This is a genomic window from Aquabacterium commune (assembly GCF_004362855.1).
GTDB classification, from domain to species: domain Bacteria; phylum Pseudomonadota; class Gammaproteobacteria; order Burkholderiales; family Burkholderiaceae_C; genus Aquabacterium; species Aquabacterium commune.
The window spans coordinates 14,122-32,766 of record NZ_SNXW01000001.1 but is presented as its reverse complement, the minus strand read 5'-3'; the positions used below and the strand labels follow the sequence as shown (position 1 = coordinate 32,766).

The 18,645-nt window shown below is 67.7% G+C and carries 21 protein-coding genes; 16 read left to right on the top strand and 5 right to left on the bottom strand.

The window, feature by feature from the left end; translation table 11 throughout:
- Nucleotide 1: 1 nt before the first annotated feature.
- The 3 genes from EV672_RS18640 to fliE are packed head-to-tail and all read right to left on the bottom strand — an operon-like array spanning nt 2 to nt 1,807.
- Entirely contained in the window at nt 2–148 is a 147-nt protein-coding gene (locus EV672_RS18640) for a hypothetical protein (protein WP_166643389.1), read from the bottom strand.
- Entirely contained in the window at nt 145–1,410 is a 1,266-nt protein-coding gene (locus tag EV672_RS00170) for an MFS transporter (RefSeq protein WP_133605585.1), read from the bottom strand. Before EV672_RS00170 ends, EV672_RS18640 begins: the two co-directional genes overlap by 4 nt.
- Before the next feature lie 46 nt (nt 1,411–1,456).
- Nucleotides 1,457–1,807: a flagellar hook-basal body complex protein FliE gene (gene fliE, locus EV672_RS00165; protein ID WP_133605584.1), complete on the bottom strand. Its 351-nt coding sequence runs from the start codon at nt 1,805–1,807 to the stop codon at nt 1,457–1,459.
- Between the two features lie 205 nt (nt 1,808–2,012).
- Here fliE and fliF point away from each other — a divergent pair, with 205 nt between their 5' ends.
- The 13 genes from fliF (at nt 2,013) to fliR (ending at nt 14,015) form a co-directional block, all read left to right on the top strand.
- Nucleotides 2,013–3,758 carry a flagellar basal-body MS-ring/collar protein FliF gene (gene fliF, locus EV672_RS00160; protein WP_133605583.1) on the top strand — a complete coding sequence of 582 codons (1,746 nt, stop codon included), beginning with the start codon at nt 2,013–2,015 and terminating at the stop codon, nt 3,756–3,758.
- A 15-nt stretch (nt 3,759–3,773) separates the two neighbouring features.
- The gene (gene fliG / locus EV672_RS00155) at nt 3,774–4,769 is read left to right on the top strand and encodes a flagellar motor switch protein FliG (protein ID WP_133605582.1); all 996 of its coding nucleotides are present in this window, start codon (nt 3,774–3,776) and stop codon (nt 4,767–4,769) included.
- Nucleotides 4,756–5,838, top strand: coding sequence for a FliH/SctL family protein (locus tag EV672_RS00150; RefSeq protein ID WP_133605581.1), 1,083 nt, complete (start codon nt 4,756–4,758; stop codon nt 5,836–5,838). Before fliG ends, EV672_RS00150 begins: the two co-directional genes overlap by 14 nt.
- Complete coding sequence (gene fliI / locus EV672_RS00145; RefSeq protein ID WP_133605580.1) at nt 5,835–7,265, top strand: flagellar protein export ATPase FliI; 1,431 nt, start codon at nt 5,835–5,837, stop codon at nt 7,263–7,265. The genes EV672_RS00150 and fliI overlap by 4 nt, the downstream gene beginning before the upstream one ends.
- Before the next feature lie 54 nt (nt 7,266–7,319).
- The gene (fliJ, locus tag EV672_RS00140; RefSeq protein ID WP_133605579.1) at nt 7,320–7,802 is read left to right on the top strand and encodes a flagellar export protein FliJ; all 483 of its coding nucleotides are present in this window, start codon (nt 7,320–7,322) and stop codon (nt 7,800–7,802) included.
- A 48-nt stretch (nt 7,803–7,850) separates the two neighbouring features.
- Nucleotides 7,851–9,401 carry a flagellar hook-length control protein FliK gene (locus EV672_RS19185; RefSeq protein ID WP_133605578.1) on the top strand — a complete coding sequence of 517 codons (1,551 nt, stop codon included), beginning with the start codon at nt 7,851–7,853 and terminating at the stop codon, nt 9,399–9,401.
- Between the two features lie 139 nt (nt 9,402–9,540).
- A complete protein-coding gene (locus EV672_RS00130; RefSeq protein ID WP_133605577.1) occupies nt 9,541–10,188 on the top strand; it encodes a flagellar basal body-associated FliL family protein in 648 nt (215 codons plus the stop codon).
- A gap of 45 nt (nt 10,189–10,233) precedes the next feature.
- Nucleotides 10,234–11,235 carry a flagellar motor switch protein FliM gene (fliM, locus tag EV672_RS00125; protein ID WP_133605576.1) on the top strand — a complete coding sequence of 334 codons (1,002 nt, stop codon included), beginning with the start codon at nt 10,234–10,236 and terminating at the stop codon, nt 11,233–11,235.
- Nucleotides 11,228–11,734 (top strand): flagellar motor switch protein FliN, encoded by a 507-nt coding sequence (gene fliN / locus EV672_RS00120; protein WP_133605575.1) that lies wholly within the window; start codon nt 11,228–11,230, stop codon nt 11,732–11,734. Before fliM ends, fliN begins: the two co-directional genes overlap by 8 nt.
- 1 nt (nt 11,735) lies before the next feature.
- Nucleotides 11,736–12,104, top strand: coding sequence for a FliO/MopB family protein (locus tag EV672_RS00115; protein ID WP_133605574.1), 369 nt, complete (start codon nt 11,736–11,738; stop codon nt 12,102–12,104).
- A gap of 53 nt (nt 12,105–12,157) precedes the next feature.
- Complete coding sequence (gene fliP / locus EV672_RS00110) at nt 12,158–12,943, top strand: flagellar type III secretion system pore protein FliP (RefSeq protein WP_133606363.1); 786 nt, start codon at nt 12,158–12,160, stop codon at nt 12,941–12,943.
- 19 nt (nt 12,944–12,962) lie between these two features.
- Nucleotides 12,963–13,232 carry a flagellar biosynthesis protein FliQ gene (fliQ, locus tag EV672_RS00105; RefSeq protein ID WP_133605573.1) on the top strand — a complete coding sequence of 90 codons (270 nt, stop codon included), beginning with the start codon at nt 12,963–12,965 and terminating at the stop codon, nt 13,230–13,232.
- An 18-nt stretch (nt 13,233–13,250) separates the two neighbouring features.
- Complete coding sequence (fliR, locus tag EV672_RS00100; RefSeq protein WP_133605572.1) at nt 13,251–14,015, top strand: flagellar biosynthetic protein FliR; 765 nt, start codon at nt 13,251–13,253, stop codon at nt 14,013–14,015.
- An 8-nt stretch (nt 14,016–14,023) separates the two neighbouring features.
- Here fliR and truD read toward each other — a convergent pair whose 3' ends face one another.
- On the bottom strand, nt 14,024–15,079 hold the full coding sequence (gene truD, locus EV672_RS00095) for a tRNA pseudouridine(13) synthase TruD (protein WP_133605571.1): 1,056 nt from the start codon (nt 15,077–15,079) through the stop codon (nt 14,024–14,026).
- A gap of 269 nt (nt 15,080–15,348) precedes the next feature.
- Here truD and EV672_RS19180 point away from each other — a divergent pair, with 269 nt between their 5' ends.
- The 3 genes from EV672_RS19180 (at nt 15,349) to EV672_RS00080 (ending at nt 17,837) form a co-directional block, all read left to right on the top strand.
- Entirely contained in the window at nt 15,349–16,914 is a 1,566-nt protein-coding gene (locus EV672_RS19180; protein WP_279536161.1) for a methyl-accepting chemotaxis protein, read from the top strand.
- Nucleotides 16,915–17,019: 105 nt separating this feature from the next.
- Nucleotides 17,020–17,502, top strand: coding sequence for a GreA/GreB family elongation factor (locus EV672_RS00085; protein ID WP_133605570.1), 483 nt, complete (start codon nt 17,020–17,022; stop codon nt 17,500–17,502).
- A gap of 125 nt (nt 17,503–17,627) precedes the next feature.
- Nucleotides 17,628–17,837 carry a hypothetical protein gene (locus EV672_RS00080; protein WP_133605569.1) on the top strand — a complete coding sequence of 70 codons (210 nt, stop codon included), beginning with the start codon at nt 17,628–17,630 and terminating at the stop codon, nt 17,835–17,837.
- Nucleotides 17,838–17,858: 21 nt separating this feature from the next.
- Here EV672_RS00080 and EV672_RS00075 read toward each other — a convergent pair whose 3' ends face one another.
- Nucleotides 17,859–18,629, bottom strand: a complete 771-nt coding sequence (locus EV672_RS00075) for a class I SAM-dependent methyltransferase (RefSeq protein ID WP_133605568.1) — start codon at nt 18,627–18,629, stop codon at nt 17,859–17,861.
- Between the last annotated feature and the right edge of the window lie 16 nt (nt 18,630–18,645).

Below are 18,645 nucleotides of genomic sequence, written 5' to 3'. Positions count from 1 at the left end.
GTCAGATGCAACTCCACAGACGCCCGGCCATCTCGACCACGAGGTGCGGGCTGAGGTACCAAAGGAAAACGGCCAGCAGCAGTGCGCCAGCGGGCAGCCAGGCCAGCAATCTGGCGAGGCGCGGGCGCGGGCCCATGCGGTCCGTCATGCGCTCACCAGCCGGCGTGCCGGCTGCAGCTGCTCACGGATGGGCAGGTTGATCAGCGCCGCGGCGAAGGCCAGCACGATGGCGATCCACCAGACCACCTGGTAGCTGCCCGTGGCATCGTAGAGCCTGCCGGCCAGCCACACGCCCATGAAAGACCCGATCTGATGGGAAAAGAAGACGATGCCACCCAACATGGACAGGTGCTTGACGCCCAGCATCTGCGCCACCACGGCGTTGGTGGGGGGCACGGTGGACAGCCACAGCGCGCCCATGGTGGCGGCGAACAGGCCGACGCTCAGCGGGGTGGGCGGCGTGAAGACGAAGGCGATCATGGCGACGCCGCGCATGGCGTAGATGAAGGACAGGATCCAGGTCTTGCGGATGCGCTGGCCCAGGGTGCCCGCCGCGTAGGTGCCGAACACATTGAACAGGCCGATGAGGGCCAGCGCCGTGGTGGCGACTTGCGGGTCGAGTTGGTGGTCGCGCAGGTAGCTGGGCAGGTGCACGCCGATGAAGGCGAGCTGGAAGCCGCAGACGAAGTAGCCGGCGGTCAGCAGCAGGTAGTCGCGGTGACCGAAGGCTTCCTTGAGCGCCGCGCCGGCCGAGATCGGGGTGCCGTCCAGCAGGGCGGCGGTCTTGCCGTGCTGTGATGGCGCGGCGGCAGGGGCTTGGCGGCGCGCTTCCCGCAAGCCAAAGGCCAGGGGGCCGATCAGCAGGGCGGCCAGCGACAGGCTGCTGAGCGCTGGCGACCAATCGAGTTTGTGGATGAGGGTGCTGGCCAGCGGCACCATCAGGAACTGTCCGAAGGAGCCGGCCGCGGCGGTGATGCCCATCGCCCAGGAGCGTTGCGAGGCGTCGATGTTGCGACCGACGACGCCGTAGATGACCGCGTACGTGGTGCAGGCTTGCGCCAGGCCGATGGTGACGCCGCAGGTGAGCACGAAGCTCAGGTGCTGGTCGGTGGTGGCCATGCCGAAGAGGCCCAGGGCGTAGAGCAGGGCGCCCAGCCACAGCACGCGGAAGGCGCCGCTGCGGTCGGCCCACCAACCCACGAGGGGGCCGGCGGCGCCCCATACCAGGTTCTGCACGGCCATGGCCACGGAGTAGTCCTCGCGGGTCCAGCCGTGGGCCATCGTGATGGGTTGCAGCCACAGGCCGAAGCTGTGGCGGATGCCCATGGACAGCGTCACGATGAGTGCGCCGCAGATGAGCATTTGCCGCAGTGGCAACTGGGCGTCGGCCTGGGAGGAGGTGGGCGTCATGGTGTGTGAGGTGTGGGCGTGGCAGGTCAAGCCGCCACGCGCGACCTCACACCTGCATGTTCATGATATCGGTGTACGCCTGGACCAGCTTGTTGCGCACTTGCACGGCCGATTGGAAGCCCAATTGCGCTTTCTGCATGGCGATCATGGTTTCTTCCAGGCTGACGGTGGGGTTGTCGAACTGCACCTCGCGCTGCAGGGTGCTGGCCTTGGTCTGGGCGGCGCTGATCGACTGCAGGGCACCGCTGAAGGCGTTCTGGAAGCTGGCACCTTGCACGCCGGTGCTGCTGCCCGTGGCGTCCGTGCGGGTTTTGGCCTCGACGCGCCGGGCGACGTCGGCCATGCCAGCGCGGGTGGCTGCCTGGGCGAAATCAAAGGGCTTGAGTTTGAGGTCCATGGTGCCGATACATCCGACAGGGCGTGGTTCAGATCACCACAGTTGCCACTCTAGGCATTTTCCTGGGCGCCGATGCTGCGAAGAGGTCGGCAAATGGCTTGCTGTTCCCGGCACTTTTGCCCGACCGGACTGCGAACATTGGCTCCGTTGAAGCTGGATTGCGGCATCGTCTGTATCGATGCGCGGCTCAACGCACTGCCCGCCCATGGAAGTCACTGTCGCACCCACCACCTCTGCCGCCGTTGCCTCATCTGCCAGCCAGGTGATCGACGCCACGCCGCCCGGTTTCGCGCAGCGCGTCATGGGCTTGCCCATGCAGCGCAAGCTGATGCTGGCAGGCGGGATCGCGGCCATCGTCATGATCTTCGCGGCCATGCTGCTGTGGGGCCGTGAGGGCGACTACCGCGTGCTCTACACCAACCTGTCTGACAAGGACGGCGGCGCCATCCTCGCCCAGCTGCAGCAGATGCAGGTGCCTTACAAGCACGCCGATGGCGGCGCGGCCATCCTGGTGCCGGCCGACAAAGTTCACGATGTGAGATTGAAGTTGGCGTCTGCCGGCCTGCCCAAGGGCTCGGTGGTCGGCTTCGAGTTGATGGAATCGCAGAAATTCGGCGTGACCCAGTTCCAGGAGCGCCTGAATTTCCAGCGTGGCCTGGAAGGCGAGCTGACCCGCTCCATCCAGGCGATTGCCAGCGTGCAGAGCGCCCGCGTGCACCTGGCCTTGCCCAACCAGAACGGCTTTTTCCGCGAGCAGCAAAAGGCCTCGGCCTCGGTGGTGCTGACGCTGTACGCCGGCCGCACCCTGGACCGCGGTCAGCTGGCTGGCATCGTGCACCTGGTGTCGTCCAGCGTGCCCGAGATGTCGCCCAAGGCCGTCAGCGTGGTGGACCAGAGCGGCACCTTGCTGTCGGGCGCGCAAGACGGGGGTGCCAACGACCAGGCCGGCCTGGACGCCCAGCAGCTGCAGTATGTGCGCCAGATCGAGACCAACTACACCCAGCGCATCCGCGACATCCTGGAGCCCGTGCTGGGCAAGGACAACCTGCGCGCCCAGGTGACGGCGGAGGTGGACTTCTCGCAGGTTGAGTCCACCGCCGAGGAATACAAGCCCAACCAGGGCCAGACGGCCACCGCCACCGTGCGCAGCCAGCAGACCAGCGAGAGCAACGGCCAGGGCAGCGCCACCCCCTCGGGCGTGCCCGGCGCGGCCAGCAACCAGCCCCCGACGCCGGCCACCGCGCCTGTCAATGGCGCCTCGGCCCCCTTGCAAGCTGCCAATGGCAGCACCGCCAGCGCGACCAGCCGCCGTGACGCCGTCACCAATTACGAGGTGGACAAGACGGTGCGTGTGATCCGCAGCGCCACCGGCAACATCCGCCGCCTGACCGCCGCCGTGGTGCTCAACCACCGCAGCGTGACCGATGCCAAGGGCAAGACCACGACCCAGGCCATCCCGCAGGAAGAGCTCGACAAGCTGACCTCGCTGGTGCGCGAGTCCATCGGTGCCGATGACAAGCGCGGTGATTCGATCAAGGTCATCAACACGCCCTTCCAGGTGCCCAAGGAAGAGGTGGACACCACGCCGCTGTGGAAGCAGCCCGAGACGGTGGACCTGATCCGCACCCTGGCCGTGCCAGGCGCCCTGACGCTGGCGGCCCTGATCGTGGTGTTCGGCGCCATCCGCCCGGCCATCAACGCCGCCAAGCCCTTGCCCAAGCCCGAAGGCGAGGCCAACCGCCTCAATGCCGCGGTGGACGACGCGCTGGAGCTGCCCGCCATCGCCGGTGGCAACGGCCCGGTCGTGGTGGGGGCCGATGGCCAGGAGCTGCCCGCACTGGGTGGCCCAGGCAACAACGGTGTCGATCCGCGCCTGGAAACCGCCCGCAAGCTCGCCAAAGAGAACCCCATGGCCATGGCCGGGGTGGTCCGCGGCTGGATGAACAACTGACCGAGGAAGCGCGTCATGGACGAAAAAGGCCTGGAAGACGCCGCCATCCTGCTCATGTCCTTGGGCGAGGAAGAGGCGGCCGAGGTCTTCAAGAACCTGGAGCCCAAAGAGGTGCAGCACCTGGGCGAGACGATTGCCAAGCTCAAGACGGTGACCCGCGAGCGCATCGACAACGTGCTGGACCGCTTCGCGCAGGAGTCAACCGAGATGGGCGTGCTGGTGGCCGACACCGACGAGTACATCAAGTCCGTGTTGCGCAAGGCGCTGGGTGACGACAAGGCCAACCTGCTGATCGACCGCATCATCCAGGGCAGCGACATCACCGGCATCGAGAGCCTGAAGTGGATGGACGCCATCTCGGTGGCCGAGCTGTTGCGCCACGAGCACCCGCAGATCGTCGCCGCCATCCTGGTCCACCTGGACCCGGACCAGGCGTCCTCCATCCTGAAAGTGTTCACCGAGCGACACCGCAACGAGGTGATGGTGCGCATCGCCACGCTGGACGGCATCCAGCCCGCCGCGCTGAAGGACCTCAACGAGGTGCTGTCGCGCGTGCTGGCCGGCGGCTCGCAGATCCGCAAGTCCTCGCTGGGCGGCGTCAAGCCCGCGGCCGAAATCATCAACCTGATGGGCTCCAGCCTGGAGACCTCGGTGCTGGACTACATCCGCGAAGCCGACAGCGACCTGGCGCAGAAGATCACGGACAACATGTTCACCTTCGACGACCTGGGCAAGCTTGACGACAAGGGCTTCCAGTCCATGCTCAAGGAAGTGCAGACCGAGTCGCTCATCATCTCGCTCAAGGGGGCTTCGCCGGAGATCCGCGAGAAGGTCTTCAGGAACATGTCCAGTCGCGCGGCCGAAACCCTGCGCGAGGACCTGGAGTCCCGCGGGCCGGTCAAGCTCTCCGACGTGGAAGCCGAGCAGAAGGAGCTGCTCAAGATCGTGCGCCGCCTGGCCGACGAAGGCCAGATCGTCATGAGCAGCGGAGGCGACGATGAGTACGTCTAAGCCCCAGCAGCCTCGCCCCGGCGTGCCGCCTGCAGGGCAGGGCGCCAACGGTGCCGCCGGCAGCAACGCCGCCCCCAATCCCTACGCACGCTTCATCCCGCGCGAGGAGTTGGGCAATTTCTCGGCCTGGGCGCCGCAGACCTTCGAGCCCCGCCCCGCAGACCAGCCCGACGTGGGCGTGCGCAAGCCCACCCTGGCCGAACGCGCCGCCGCCGAGATGCGCCCCAACATGAAGCCGCAGCAGCCGGCCCAGCACGCGCCCCAGGCCAAGGGACAGGCCTCCGCGCAGGCAACAGCTCAGGCAACAGCGCAGGGCATGTCCGCCAACGGTGCAGCCGCCGGCGCCAAGCCCGCCGGCCGTCGCCCCGTGGTGGGTGGCATGCCTGGCCAGGCCGAAGCGCAGGAGCGCGAAGCCGCCCGCGCGGCCGAAGCCAGCGCCGCGCCCGCCGGCCCGCCGGTGGAAGAGTTGCTCAACCAGGCCCGCCAGCAGGGCTACCAGGACGGCTACCGCAACGGCCTGGCCGCGCTGGAAAGCTACAAGCAGACCCAAGCCGCCCAGATGGCCGCCTACATGAGCGACCAGGTCGGCGCGCTGGCCTCCGATTTCCACCACCGCCTGGAGTCGCTGGAGCAGCAACTCGCCGGCCGCATCGCCGGTGTGGCGCTGGAGCTGGCCCGCCAGGTGGTGCGCACCGAATTGCGCCAGAGCCCTGAGCTGGTGGTCGATGTGGCCGAGCAGGCCCTGGGTGCGCTGCTGGCCTCGGCCCGCCAGGTCATCGTGCGGCTCAACCCCGACGACCACGCCTTGGCGCAGGCCCAGCTGTCCGAGATGCTCGCCGCCCGCGGCGCCCGCCTGGTGCCCGATGCCAGCGTGCAGCGCGGCGGCTGCATCGTCGAATCCGACATCGCCGTGGTGGACGCCACGGTGGAAGCCCGCTGGTCGCGCGCGGCCTCGGCCCTGGGCTACGAAGCGCCCTGGCACGAGGGCCGCGAAGCCACCAGCGCCGCCGACGCCCACCCGATGGTGAGCGATGAAGACGAACCTGCCCCTGAGGAGGACCACCCATGAACATGCCCATCCGAGCCCACCACGACGTGGCCCTGGGCCGCTGGAGCCGCTTCCTGGACGACCTGGACGCCTGTGCCGCCAGCCGCATGCCCCTGGAAAACCAGGGCAAGCTGGTGCGCGTAGCCGGCCTGGTGCTGGAAGCCACCGGCCTGCGCCTGCCCGTGGGCGCTGTCTGCGAAATCCACTCCGAAACCCGGCTGGAATCCACCCCGGTGCTGGCCGAGGTGGTCGGCTTCGCCGGTGACCGCGCCTACCTGATGCCCACGGCCGAAGTGCATGGCCTGGCCAGCGGCGCCCGCGTCATCCCTTGCCAGATCCCGGTCAACACGCCGGTGCTGGGCCGCCCCAACCACCCCTGGCGCCGCAGCGAAGACCGCACCCGCCACCTGCCGGTGGGCGCGGGCCTGCTGGGCCGCGTGGTCGATGCCCAGGGCGTGCCGATGGACCGCAAGGGCCCGCTGCAGCACATCCGCAGCGAGCCGCTGGCCCGCCGCGCCATCAACGCCATGGAGCGCGACCCGGTCCGCCTGCCGCTGGACACGGGCGTGCGCGCCATCAATGCCATGCTCACCGTGGGCCGCGGCCAGCGCATCGGCCTGTTCGCCGGTTCGGGCGTGGGCAAATCGGTGCTGCTGGGCATGATGGCCCGCTACACCCAGGCCGACGTCATCGTCGTGGGCCTGATCGGCGAGCGGGGCCGCGAAGTCAAGGAATTCATCGAAGACATCCTGGGCGAAGAGGGCCTGGCCCGCTCGGTGGTGGTGGCCGCACCTGCCGATGCACCGCCGCTGACCCGCATGCAAGGCGCTGCCTATGCCACCGCCGTGGCCGAGCACTTCCGCGACCAGGGCCTGCACGTGCTGCTGCTGATGGATTCGCTGACCCGCTACGCCATGGCGCAGCGTGAAATCGCACTGGCCATCGGCGAGCCGCCCGCCACCAAGGGCTACCCGCCTTCGTGCTTTGCCAAGCTGCCCCAGCTGGTCGAGCGCAGCGGCAATGGCCTGAACGGCCACGGCTCCATCACCGCGTTCTACACCGTGCTGTCCGAGGGCGACGACCAGCAAGACCCCATCGCAGATGCCGCCCGCGCCATCCTGGACGGTCACATCGTGCTGTCGCGTGAGCTGGCCGAGGCGGGCCATTTCCCCGCAATAGACATCGAACGCAGTGCTTCTCGGGTGATGCACAACGTCGCAGACGGGCAACATATCGACAGCGCGAGACGCTTCCGCCAGCTGTGGTCCAAGTACAGCAAGGCGCGCGACCTGATCCAGCTGGGCGCCTATGTGCCCGGGGGCGACCCCGACCTGGACCAGGCCGTGCACGCCCACCCGGCCATGGTGCAGATGCTGCAACAAGGCATGCACACCCAGGCCACGCTGGGCGACTCGATCGGCGAGTTGCAGCAGATCGTCTCGCATTGACGTTGTGGCGCCGGTGTCGGTGCGTGAGCCCGTCCCGGGCAGGAGGCAAGGTTGATGAGCGGTATCCAGGCCCTGCTGATGGTGTTGGAAGCGGCCGAGAAGGCGCGCGACGAGGCCGTGTCCGCGATGGAAGCGGCACGCCAGGCGCATGAATCGTCGCGCCAGCAGGCGCAGTCGCTCACCGACTGGCGCCAGGAATACCAGCGCCGCTGGCAGACACAGTTCCAGCAGTCTGGCGGCATGGAAATCGTGCACTGCTACCAGGATTTCACCGTGCGCCTTGGCGAGGCGGTCTCCGAACAGGACCGCCGCGTCACCATGGCCGAGCAGCAACTGGCGCGCTGCCGCGCCCAGCTGATCGAGCGCGAGCGCCGCGTGGCGGCCGTGTCGCAACTCATCGATCGCCGCCAGGCGGAGGCGCAACTCAAGCAGAACCGCCAGGAACAGAAAGCCACCGACGAGCAGGCCGCGCGTTCCGTGCGCATGGCCCAGTCCCAGGGCATGGCGGCCAGCGGCCTGGCCACCGGCGCGTTGTGAGCGCGGCCTGACACCCCCGATACACCGACATCCCGAACGAGGCCCACCATGAGCAAAGCCATCCAGTCTTCCACCAACGCCGTGACGGGCGTGCAAGGCACGGCCGCCGCGCAGCCCGCCGACTGGTTGGCGCGCCTGGGCTCGGACGGCCAGGGCGCCAACGCCGGCAGCTTCTCCCGCTGGATGGAACAGCACAAGCCGCAGGCCCAGACGCCCCTGCCGCAAGCCGCCCGGACGGCCCAGGCCACACCGGCTGCGCAGACACCTCCCAGTGCCTCACCCACAGACACGCCCACGGCCGCCAAGGGGCCCGGCTGGAACGCCACCCAGCAAAAGCTGGCGGCGGCGCGCAGCCAGGCCAACGCCACCCGCGCACCGGCGACCGCCTCGCAGACCTCGCCAGGCGCAGCCGCTCGCCAGGCCGCGGCCGCCCAGGGCCAGGCCAGGGCCGAAGCCGCCAAGGCCAATTCGGCCAATGCGGCCAACTCCGCCAACGGCACCCAAAATGCCCACACCGCCCAGGCCAAGCGCACGGCCAGCGCCAGGGACGGCATGGACACCGATGCCACCTCGGCGGGCCACGAGACCGAAGCCACCCTGGCCGCTGACGAAGCCAAGGACGAGACCCGCTTGGTCACCGCCCAGGGCGAGGGCACGGCCGTGGTGCGCGAACTCACGCCCCCACCCACCGTGCAAGCCAACGACCCCGCCGGCATGATGGCCTGGCTGGCCAGCCTCACCCAGGGTGGCGAAGCAGGCACCCACGCCGAAGGCAGCGAGCTGGCTGGCACCGAGGGCGAAGGCCCTGGCCTCCAACTCGGCCAGGACGAGGAGGGCCGCGGCAAGGCCCTCGGACACGGACGGGGCCAGGGCATCGCATGGGGCCTGCGCAAGCTGGAACTCGGTCAGGACGCTGCGGCTGGCAAGGCCGGTCTGGCGGCAGGCCAGGGCGATGCCTCGCTCCAGGTCGATGCCTTGCTGGGCAAGGGCCGCGAGGCCCAGGCCCTGGTGGGCGAAGGTGCCAAGGGCGTGGGGCAGGATGCCGCCGCGCTGATGGCCGCCGACGGTGCCCGCGTGGCCAGCTTCGGCCAGGCCTTGTCCGAAGCGCGCCAAGCCATGCCCCACGCACAGGCCAGCCTGCCCACCCCGCTGGACGCCCCCGAATTCACCCAAGAGCTCGCCGACCAGATCGGTCTGTGGGTGGGCCAGGCCCGCAACGACGGCCCGATGACGGCCGAGTTGCACCTCAACCCGGCCGAGATGGGCCCCATCAACGTGAAGATTTCACTGGATGGCCAGTCCGCCCACGTGGACTTCGCCGCCGCTGCGCTAGAAACGAGACAGGCCATCGAAGCCAGCCTCTCCATGCTGTCGTCCTCGCTCAACGACGTGGGCCTGAGCCTCAGCGGGGGCGGGGTGTTCTCGCAGACGCCCCAGCAGCAGCAAGCCTTCTCGCAGGGCCCGAATGGCGGCGCCAACGCCTCCGGACGCACCGGCCAGGGCCGCGGTGACCGCAGCGAGGGCGACGACGCCGAACCCCTGCGCCAGGTCAGCGCGCCACGGCCCGGCCGCCTGGGCGGGCTCGACCTCTATGCCTGAGCATGGAGGCTGGACGCAGGCAAAAGCGCGCGATGTGGAAATCGCACGCCTTTCCCGCCGCTTATCCGTCCATCGCGGAGGGCGCTGACTTCGAATAATCCCCCCATGCCCTTCAAGGCATGACCCCAGGAGAAAACGCATGTCAGCAGCCCCCGCCGCCGCTCCGGCCGAAGGCGAAGCCCCCAAGAAGGGCAGCAAGAAACTCATCATCATCGGTGCCGCCGTGGCCGTGCTCCTGGCCGGCGGTGGCGGTGCGTTCTTCATGATGAAGAAGAAGGCCGATGCCGAAGCCGCCGCTGCGGCCGAGGGTGAAGACGGTGACGCCGAGCACGCCGCACCGGCCAAGCAAGCCAAGAAGCCCGAGCATGGCAAGGACGAGCACAAGGGCCCGCCCACGTTCGTGCCCCTGGACCCCTTCATCGTCAACCTGGCCGACAAGGAAGGCGAGCGCTTCGCCCAGATCGGCGTGAGCCTGCAGGTCGATGACGCCAAGATCGGCGAAGAGATGAAGGGCTACATGCCCGCCATCCGCAATTCCGTGCTGCTGATCCTCTCGCACAAGACCTCGGCCGAGCTGCTGTCCATCGAGGGCAAGCAAAAGCTGGCCGAAGAGATCCGCCGCGACGCCGCCCGCGCCATGGGCTACGAGATCGAGGACCCGGAAGACGAGGAAGCCGCGGCCAAGGCCGAGGAAGACGCGCCCAAGAAGAAAAAGAAGAAAAAGAAGAAGGTCGAGTCCTACAACCCGATCGTGCACGTCCACTACTCGAATTTCATCATCCAGTGAGCCAGGGCCACCGCCGCTTGCCCGCCGTTTGAGAAGTCGTCCGCCATGAACCAGCAAATCCTCTCCCAAGACGAAGTCGATGCCCTGCTCCAGGGCATCACGGGCGAAAGCCAGAAGCTGGAGCAGGAGGAGCTGCCCAAGGAAGGCATCCGCGACTACAACCTGGCACAGCAAGAGCGCATCGTGCGTGGGCGCATGCCCACGATGGAGATCATCAACGAGCGCTTTGCCCGCAACATCCGCATCGGCCTGTTCAACTTCATCCGCAAGTCCCCCGAAGTGTCGGTGGGCGGCATCAAGGTGCAGAAGTACAGCGCCTTCCTGCGCGAGATCGTGGTGCCCACGAACTTCAACATCATGGCCGTGCGCCCGCTGCGCGGCTCGGGCCTGATCGTCTGTGAGCCGACCCTGGTGTTTGCCGTGATCGACGCGCTCTTTGGCGGCGGCGGCAAGTTCCACACCCGCATCGAAGGCCGTGATTTCTCCGCCACCGAGCAGCGCATCATCCGCCGGCTGGTGGACGTCATCACCGAGGAATACAAGAAGTCCTGGCAGGGCATCTACCCGGTCGAGCTGGACTACCAGCGCTCCGAGATGCAGCCCCAGTTCGCCACCGTGGCCACGCCCAGCGAGATCGTGGTGTGCTGCTCCTTCACGCTGGAAATCGGCGACACCAGCGGCACCATCCACATCTGCATCCCCTACGCCACGCTGGAGCCCATCCGGGACATCCTGTTCAGCTCCATCCAGGGCGATTCGGCCGAGCCCGACCGCCGCTGGGTCAAGCTGCTGACGCAGCAGATCCAGTCTGCCCAGGTGGACCTGGTGGCCGAGCTCGGCCATGCCCCCGCCACCGTCGAGCAGTTGCTGGCGCTCAAGCCCGGTGACTTCATCGAGCTGGACCTCAACAAGATCATCCAGGCCAAGGTTGATGGCGTGCCCGTCTTCGACTGCTACTACGGCACCTCGGACAACAAATACGCGCTTCGCGTCGAGAAGCTTTTGACCACCGGCAACACCAGCTGGCTTGGAGACCAACATGTCTGAATCTGCAGCAGAGTTCCCGCCCGAAGGCGGCGCAGGCGAGCAAGACGCCATGGCCGCCGAATGGGAGGCCGCACTGGCGCAGCAGGGCAACGCCGCCTCGGCCGATGCCGCCTTCGATGGCGCCATGTCCGGATCGGCTGGCACCGCCAGCGAGGTGACCGCCTCGGCCCAGCAGATGACGCCTGCCGCCTTTGCCAACTTCGGCAACTCGGCCCCAACCAGCGGCGCGGGCAACGACATCAACATGATCCTGGACATCCCCGTGCAGCTCACGGTGGAGTTGGGCCGCACGCGCATCCCCATCAAGAACATCCTGCAGCTCGCGCAGGGCTCGGTGGTGGAGCTGGACGCGCTGGCCGGCGAACCCATGGACGTGCTGGTCAACGGCTTCCTCATCGCGCAGGGCGAGGTCGTGGTGGTCAACGACAAGTTCGGCATCCGCCTGACCGACATCGTGACGCCGTCCGAGCGCATGCGTCGCCTGAGCCGCGGGAGCTGACATGGCTGCAACTGGCATGTCGGTGGTGTGGTTCGTGCTCATCGTGGCGCTGATCCCGCTGTGCCTGTGGGCGCTCAAGCGCTCTGGCCTGGCCTCGGGCGCCCTGGCCGGTGCCAAGGCCGAGGCCCTGGTCAAGACGATCGGGCAGCTCAACATCGGTCCGGGCCAGCGCCTGCTGACCGTCGAAGTGGGGCAGGGCGATGCACGCACCTGGCTCGTGCTCGGCGTGACCGGCCAGAGCATCCAGACCCTGCACACCATGGCGCCCCAGGCTCCGGCCGAAGCCGCCGCACCCGCGGTGCACCCTGGGTTCGCGGCCCTGCTCAAACGCGCTGGCAAGGCCGGCGACACCCCTCCCGGAGCCTCATGATGGCGATCGCCGCACCCCGTCGCGCCCCTGGCCTGCGCCTGCCGCGCATCGCCATGAACCGCTCCCGCTGGATCCGTGGCGGCCTCGTGCTGCTGTCCCTGCTGACGGCCGCGGCCTCGTCGTGGGCGCAGGTCGCACCCCTTGCACCAGCCGCCCCCGTCGGTGGTGCGACCTTGCCGCTGATGATCGGTCAGGGCGGGGGAGGCAGCAGCTACTCGGTGCCCATCCAGACCCTGCTGTTCTTCACCGCCCTGGGCTTCTTGCCGGCCGTGCTGCTGATGATGACGGGCTTCACCCGCATCGCCATCGTGCTCAGCCTGATGCGCCAGGCCATCGGCACCCAGGCCGCACCGCCCAACCAGGTCGTCATCGGCCTGTCGCTCTTCCTCACGCTGTTCGTGATGGGTCCGACGCTGGACAAGGTTTACAAGGACGCCTACGAGCCCTTCTCGGCCAACCAGATCACCTTCACCCAGGCGTTGGAGCGCGGCCAGGCCCCGATGCGCAGCTTCATGCTCAAGCAGACCCGCCAGTCCGACCTGGGCCTGTTCACCAAGCTGGCCAAGCTGCAAGGTGACGTCAAGCCCGAGACCGTGCCCTTCCGTGTGCTGGTGCCGGCCTTCGTGACCAGCGAGCTGAAGTCGGCCTTCCAGATCGGCTTCCTCATCTTCATCCCCTTCCTGGTCATCGACATGATCGTGGCCAGCGTGCTGATGAGCCTGGGCATGATGATGCTGTCGCCGGTGATGGTGGCCTTGCCCTTCAAGCTGATGCTGTTCGTGCTGGCCGATGGCTGGAACCTGCTGCTCGGCTCGCTGGCCGCCAGCTTCGTGCAGTGACGGTGCCGCGGAACAAGACATGGATCCCCAACAAGTCCTGACCATCGGCCGCGACGGCCTGCTCACCCTGCTGACCGTGGCGGGCCCGCTGGTGCTGGTGGTGCTGGTCGTGGGCCTGGTGGTCGGCATCTTCCAGGCGGCCACGCAGATCAGCGAACAGACGCTGTCTTTCGTGCCCAAGCTGCTGGCCGCTTTCGCCACCCTGGCCGTGGCCGGCCCCTGGATGATCAACACCCTGGTGGAGTACATCCAGCAGGTGCTGCAGTCCATTCCCAACGTGGTGGGCTGAGGCCCGCATCCAGCCACCATGGTCAGCTTCACCGAAGCCGAAGTGCTCGCCTGGATCACCGCCTGGCTGTGGCCCTTCGTGCGCGTGCTGGCCTTGTTCACCTCGGCACCGGTGCTGTCCATGAAGGCCGTGCCGCGCCGCGTGCGCATCAGCCTGGCCTTGCTGGTCGTGATCTGTGCCCAGCCCAGCCTGCCGCCCATGCCCGAGGTGCCGCTGAGTTCCGGCATGGCGCTGATGGTGCTGGCCCAGCAGGTGCTGATCGGCCTGACGCTGGGCTTTGCCGCCCGCGTGGTGTTCGCCGCCATCGAGTTCGCCGGCGAAATCATCGGCCTGCAGATGGGCCTGAACTTCGCCGCCTTCTTCGACCCGCTGCAAGGCGGCCAGGCCACCGCCGTGAGCCGCTTCTACGGCACCATGGCCGCCTGGTTGTTCATCGTCATGAACGGCCACCTGCTGCTGACGGCCGCGGTCGTGGGCAGCTTCCAGACCTTCCCCGTGTCGGCCGAGCCGCTGGCCTTCCTGGCGGTGGTCAAGCCGCAGGTCTGGGGCGCCGAGGTCTTCAAGCTGGGCCTGTGGGTGTCACTGCCGGTGGTGGCCATGCTGTCGCTCACGCAGGTGGTGATGGGCCTGGTGGCCCGCGTGGCCCCGCAGATGAACATCTTCTCCATCGGCTTCCCCTTCACCCTGGGCGTGGGCCTGACCGGCCTGTGGCTGACCCTGCCGACCATGCAGGTGCCGTTCACGATGGCGATCGAGCGGATGCTGGGGATGTTCGGGGGGTGAGGACGCCGTCACTCGACGGCCGCGGGGTCGCCCTCTGTGTGCCGCTCCGGCTCCGTGGTGCGGAGGATTTCGTTCAGCACGGACGTGGCGTAGGTCCCGGCGGGCAAGTTGAACGTGAGCACGAGTTGGTCGGCCTGGTGGTCGCCCTGGTGATTGGCTTTCTGCCACGCCCATGACATGTCCGCTGGGCTCGCCACCAAGGCGCGGCGCTCCTGGTCCAGCCCCGCGTGTTCCATGCCGTCGCACAAGGTGGCGTGACGCTCGGCCACGCCGTTTTCCAGGGCCTGCGCCTGGTCGGTGGTGGTCACGCGGCCGCGTCCCCACAAGGGGCCGGTGGGTCGGCCCGACTCGTCCATCACGTCGCCGGGCAGGGTCTGGCCCCAGAGCCCCTGCTGGATGCGCAGCGCCAGCACCTCATTGAAGACGAAAGAGCGCACCGCCGACAGGTAGATGCCCTTCTTCTTCGGGTTGCGCACGCGGATTTCGCGCGCCAGCATGGCCCGGCCTTGCGCGACGTTGCCGCCCTCAAAGCCGAAACGCTGGGCACCGAAGTAGTTGGGCACGCCCTGTGCGGCGATGGCCTTCAGGTTGGCCTCGACGGCTTCGATGGCGCCCGGGCCGCCGGTCACGTCACGCAGCACGATGCGGAATCGGTTGCCCTGCAGGTCACCAGGGCGCAGTTTCTTCACGTGGCGGCTCTGGCCCAGCACCTTGAATTCCGGGTGCTGGAGCTGGGTCAGGTCGGGCGTCTCGCCGGCTTTGCCGCTTGGGAAATAGATGCTGAACCACTGGCGGGTGATGGCGTGGCGGTCCTTGAGGCCGGCATAGCCCACGTCCCGCTCCTGCACGCCTGCGGCCTCGGCCAGTTGCTGGGCGACGAAGGCGGTGTTGGCACCGTTCTTTTCGATGTCCAGCCAGAGGTGTTCGCCCTCACCGCAGGGCAACTGCAACGGCAGTTCGGTCACGGTGAAATCCTCGTTGCGGCATTTCAGGGTGGCGCTGGCACCGCTGACCGGATGAGCGTGGGGCCACTGCGGCAAGGTCGTGTAGGGGGTGTCGTTCATGGGGGGGCTGGCGGCACCAGCGGGGGACAGTCCAGGCCGTGATTCTCTACCCACCCGCACGCTTCGACGATCGTCGATGGATTCGGCTTCAACGGGGTCTCTCCGCCCAGTTTTCGTCGGTTTTGGCCATGGGTCTTCCGGGCGTGCTCAATGTCGCCCTGAACGTGCCGATGAATCCCCAAGTCATGGTTGTCAGCGTGCTGTGGCGGGCCGCAGCGCCACCCATGCACAACAGCCCAGAGGCTGCCAAACCCAACGGAGATCTCCCCATGTTCCATCACTGGTCGCTGAAGAAACGCCTGACGCTCACGTTTGCAGCCATCCTGATGCTGGCAGTGGCGCTCATCGGCGTCGCACTGGTCAACACCGACAAGTTGCGCGACACCGTGAACTGGAACACGCACACCCGCAAGGTGCTGGCCGAGGCCGACAGCATGCTGCTGAACATGGTCAACATCGAAACCGGCCTGCGCGGCTTCGTCGCGGGTGGGCAAGAGAAGTTCCTCGAGCCTTTCACCGCCGGCCAGCAGGCCTTTGGCCTGGCCTTCAAAGAAGCCAAGTCGCTCACCTCGGACAACCCCGCACAGCAGGACCGTTTGGACAAGCTGATGGCCAACCACCAGCAGTTCATGGCCGTGGCCAACGCATTGGTCACCCTGCGCCGCGACACCACCGCTGGCAAGGTGACGCAAGACGAATTGCTGCGTGAGTTCAGTGCCGGCAAAGACAAGGTCGCCATGGACGCCTTCAGGGCCGGCATCACCGATTTTGCCAAGGAAGAGTCCTCCCTGCTGGTCGTGCGTTCTCAGGCGCAGGAGTCAACGATGGCCAGCACGACCTACACGCTGCTCTTGGGCGGTCTGGGCCTGCTGGCCCTGACAGGTGTGCTGGGTTGGGCGCTGACACGCAGCATCTTCCGCCAGCTCGGGGCCGAGCCCAGCGAGGCAGCGAGCACGGTGAATGCGGTGGCGCAGGGCGACCTCACGGTGCAGATCGTGCTGAGCCCGGGCGACACCGACAGTTTGATGGCGGGCCTGGCCCGCATGCGCAACAGCCTGGTGCAGGTCGTCACCGAAGTGCGCGACAACTCAGAGAGCGTGGCCACGGCGAGCGCGCAGATCGCGCAAGGCAACCAGGACCTGTCCGGCCGCACGGAGCAGCAGGCCAGTGCGCTGCAGCAGACCGCAGCCACGATGGAGGAGCTGGGCACCACGGTGAGGCACAACACCGACAGCGCCATGCAGGCCAACCAGCTGGCGCAGAGTGCCTCCGCCGTGGCGGCGCGTGGCGGCGATGTCGTGGGTCAGGTGGTCACCACCATGCAGGGCATCAACGACAGCAGCCGCAAGATCGGCGACATCATCAGCGTCATCGACGGCATCGCCTTCCAGACCAACATCCTGGCGCTGAACGCAGCCGTCGAGGCCGCCCGTGCGGGCGAACAAGGCCGGGGTTTCGCGGTGGTGGCGTCTGAGGTGCGCAGCCTGGCCCAACGCAGCGCCGATGCGGCCAAGGAGATCAAGTCGCTGATCGGCCGCAGCGTCGAGCAGGTGGAGCAAGGCACGTCGCTGGTCGATCAAGCCGGCAAGACCATGGACGAGATCGTCGGCTCGATCAAGCGCGTCAGCGACATCGTCAGCGAGATCAGCTCCGCCAGCGTGGAGCAGAGCTCGGGCGTCCAGCAAGTGGGGCAAGCCGTCACGCAGATGGACCAGGCCACCCAACAGAATGCCGCGCTGGTCGAGGAAAGTGCCGCCGCTGCAGAGAGCCTGAAGGGCCAGGCACAGCAGCTCGTGCAGGCGGTGGCGGTGTTCAAGCTGGCCCGCCAGCATTGACCCAGGCCGTGGTGCTCGCCCAACCTGCATGGGCACCGTTGCGCCATGGGAGGCGCTCATCATCGAAGCAAGCCCACCGCTTGTGCGACATGCCCACCTTTCACCATGGACAAACACTGGCTGCAGCAGCAGGTGCTGGAGAGGCTTGCCGAAGACCTGCTGCAGGTCGAACAGGCAGCGCGCGCGGCCCATGAAACGGCGACGCACGAAGAAAACATCGCCGAAAACAAATACGACACGCTGGGGCTCGAAGCCGCCTACCTGGCCACCGGCCAAGCGCGTCGCGCCGAAGCCATCCGCCAGGCGATGGCCCATTGGCGCCAATTCCGCCCGCGCGCTTACGACGCCCGCCAAGGCATCCAGCTTGGCGCACTGGTCTGCCTGATCGGTGCCGACGACCAGCAGCAACAGCTCTTTCTCGGCCCGGATGGGGGCAGCATGCAATTGGTTTGCGGCGCCCAGCGCGTTCAGGTCATCAGCTGCGAAGCCCCTTTGGGCAAGGCCATGCTGGGCAAATGCGAAGGTGACGAGGTGTCGCTGCCTGGCGCGCCAGCCCGGCAGCAGTTGGAGGTGCTGTGGGTTCATTGAGCCCCGCGTGCTCGGCCAGCCTGGTCGGACCGAGGTCGGAGACAAAGCCAGGACAAGTGCGTGCAGTGCCCCGGCGACGCGCCTTCAGCGGCGCAACATCGTCCATTCATCAACCAAGGATTCCCATGTCTGACGACCCGCGCTGCTGTGGCAGCGGCACCTGCATCATCGACGCCGAAGGGCGCTGCTGGTGCGGCCAACGCTGGGACGGCGATCAACTCGTCGGCCCAGGCGCCGCTTGTGCGACCCCAAGCCAGATCAACCCCAGCCAGATCAACCCCTGCCCGATGAACCCCGGCGACACGCCACCCAAGCCGCCCCTGAACATGCCCTGAGGGCCGCAGGGCCCACCACCCTCACACCCTGCGCAGCAGGTGCATCTCATGGTTGATGCTGAACAAGCTCAGACCGTGGCGCGCGGCCAGGGCGCGCAGGCTGGCTGCAGTGTGCAGGCTGATGTGGCCGTTGCGCGGGGCGATGTACCAGTTGCTCAGGGCCATGTCGGCGTCCAGCAACTCGGTGCTCAGCAGCACGGTGCCTTGCGGGCTCAGGTGGCCGAGCAGGGTGGTGAACCAGGCGTCGAGGTCGCCATGGGGCACGTGCTCGATGACCTCGAAGCAGGTGATGAGGTCGTAGTGGTCCAGCAGCTCGGGCGTGTCTTCGCCATGGAAGGGGTCCACGGTGTGGCAGCGGTGGCCCATGGCCTGCAAGCGGCGCGCGAAGGTGCCGTCGCCGCCGCCGAAGTCCAGCACCACGGTGTCTTGCAGGGCGCGGTTCCACAGGGCCGCCACCATCTGGCTGTTGCGCGTGGGACGGACGTCGGCGAACACCGGGTCGGCGCGCACGTAGTCGGCGTTGTAGATGTGGGCCTGGAAATCCTGCGGCGTCCAGCCGTCCAGCGCGGCCGTGAAGGTGAACTGGCAGCTGCCGCAGCGGTGGTAGCGCACGGGGGCGTTGGCCGGGGGGAACTGCGCCGTGCCGGCGAAGTGGTCGTTGCAGCTGTAGGCGAAGTCCCTGTCGCCCAGGGGCTGTGGCGCGGCCGCACCACAGGCGCTGCAGTGCGAGGGGGCGTGGTCGCTGAGATCGGGCAGGGCGGGCAGGGCGGGCGGGGCAGTGTGGGCGGTCATGGGTGTTCATGGGGCA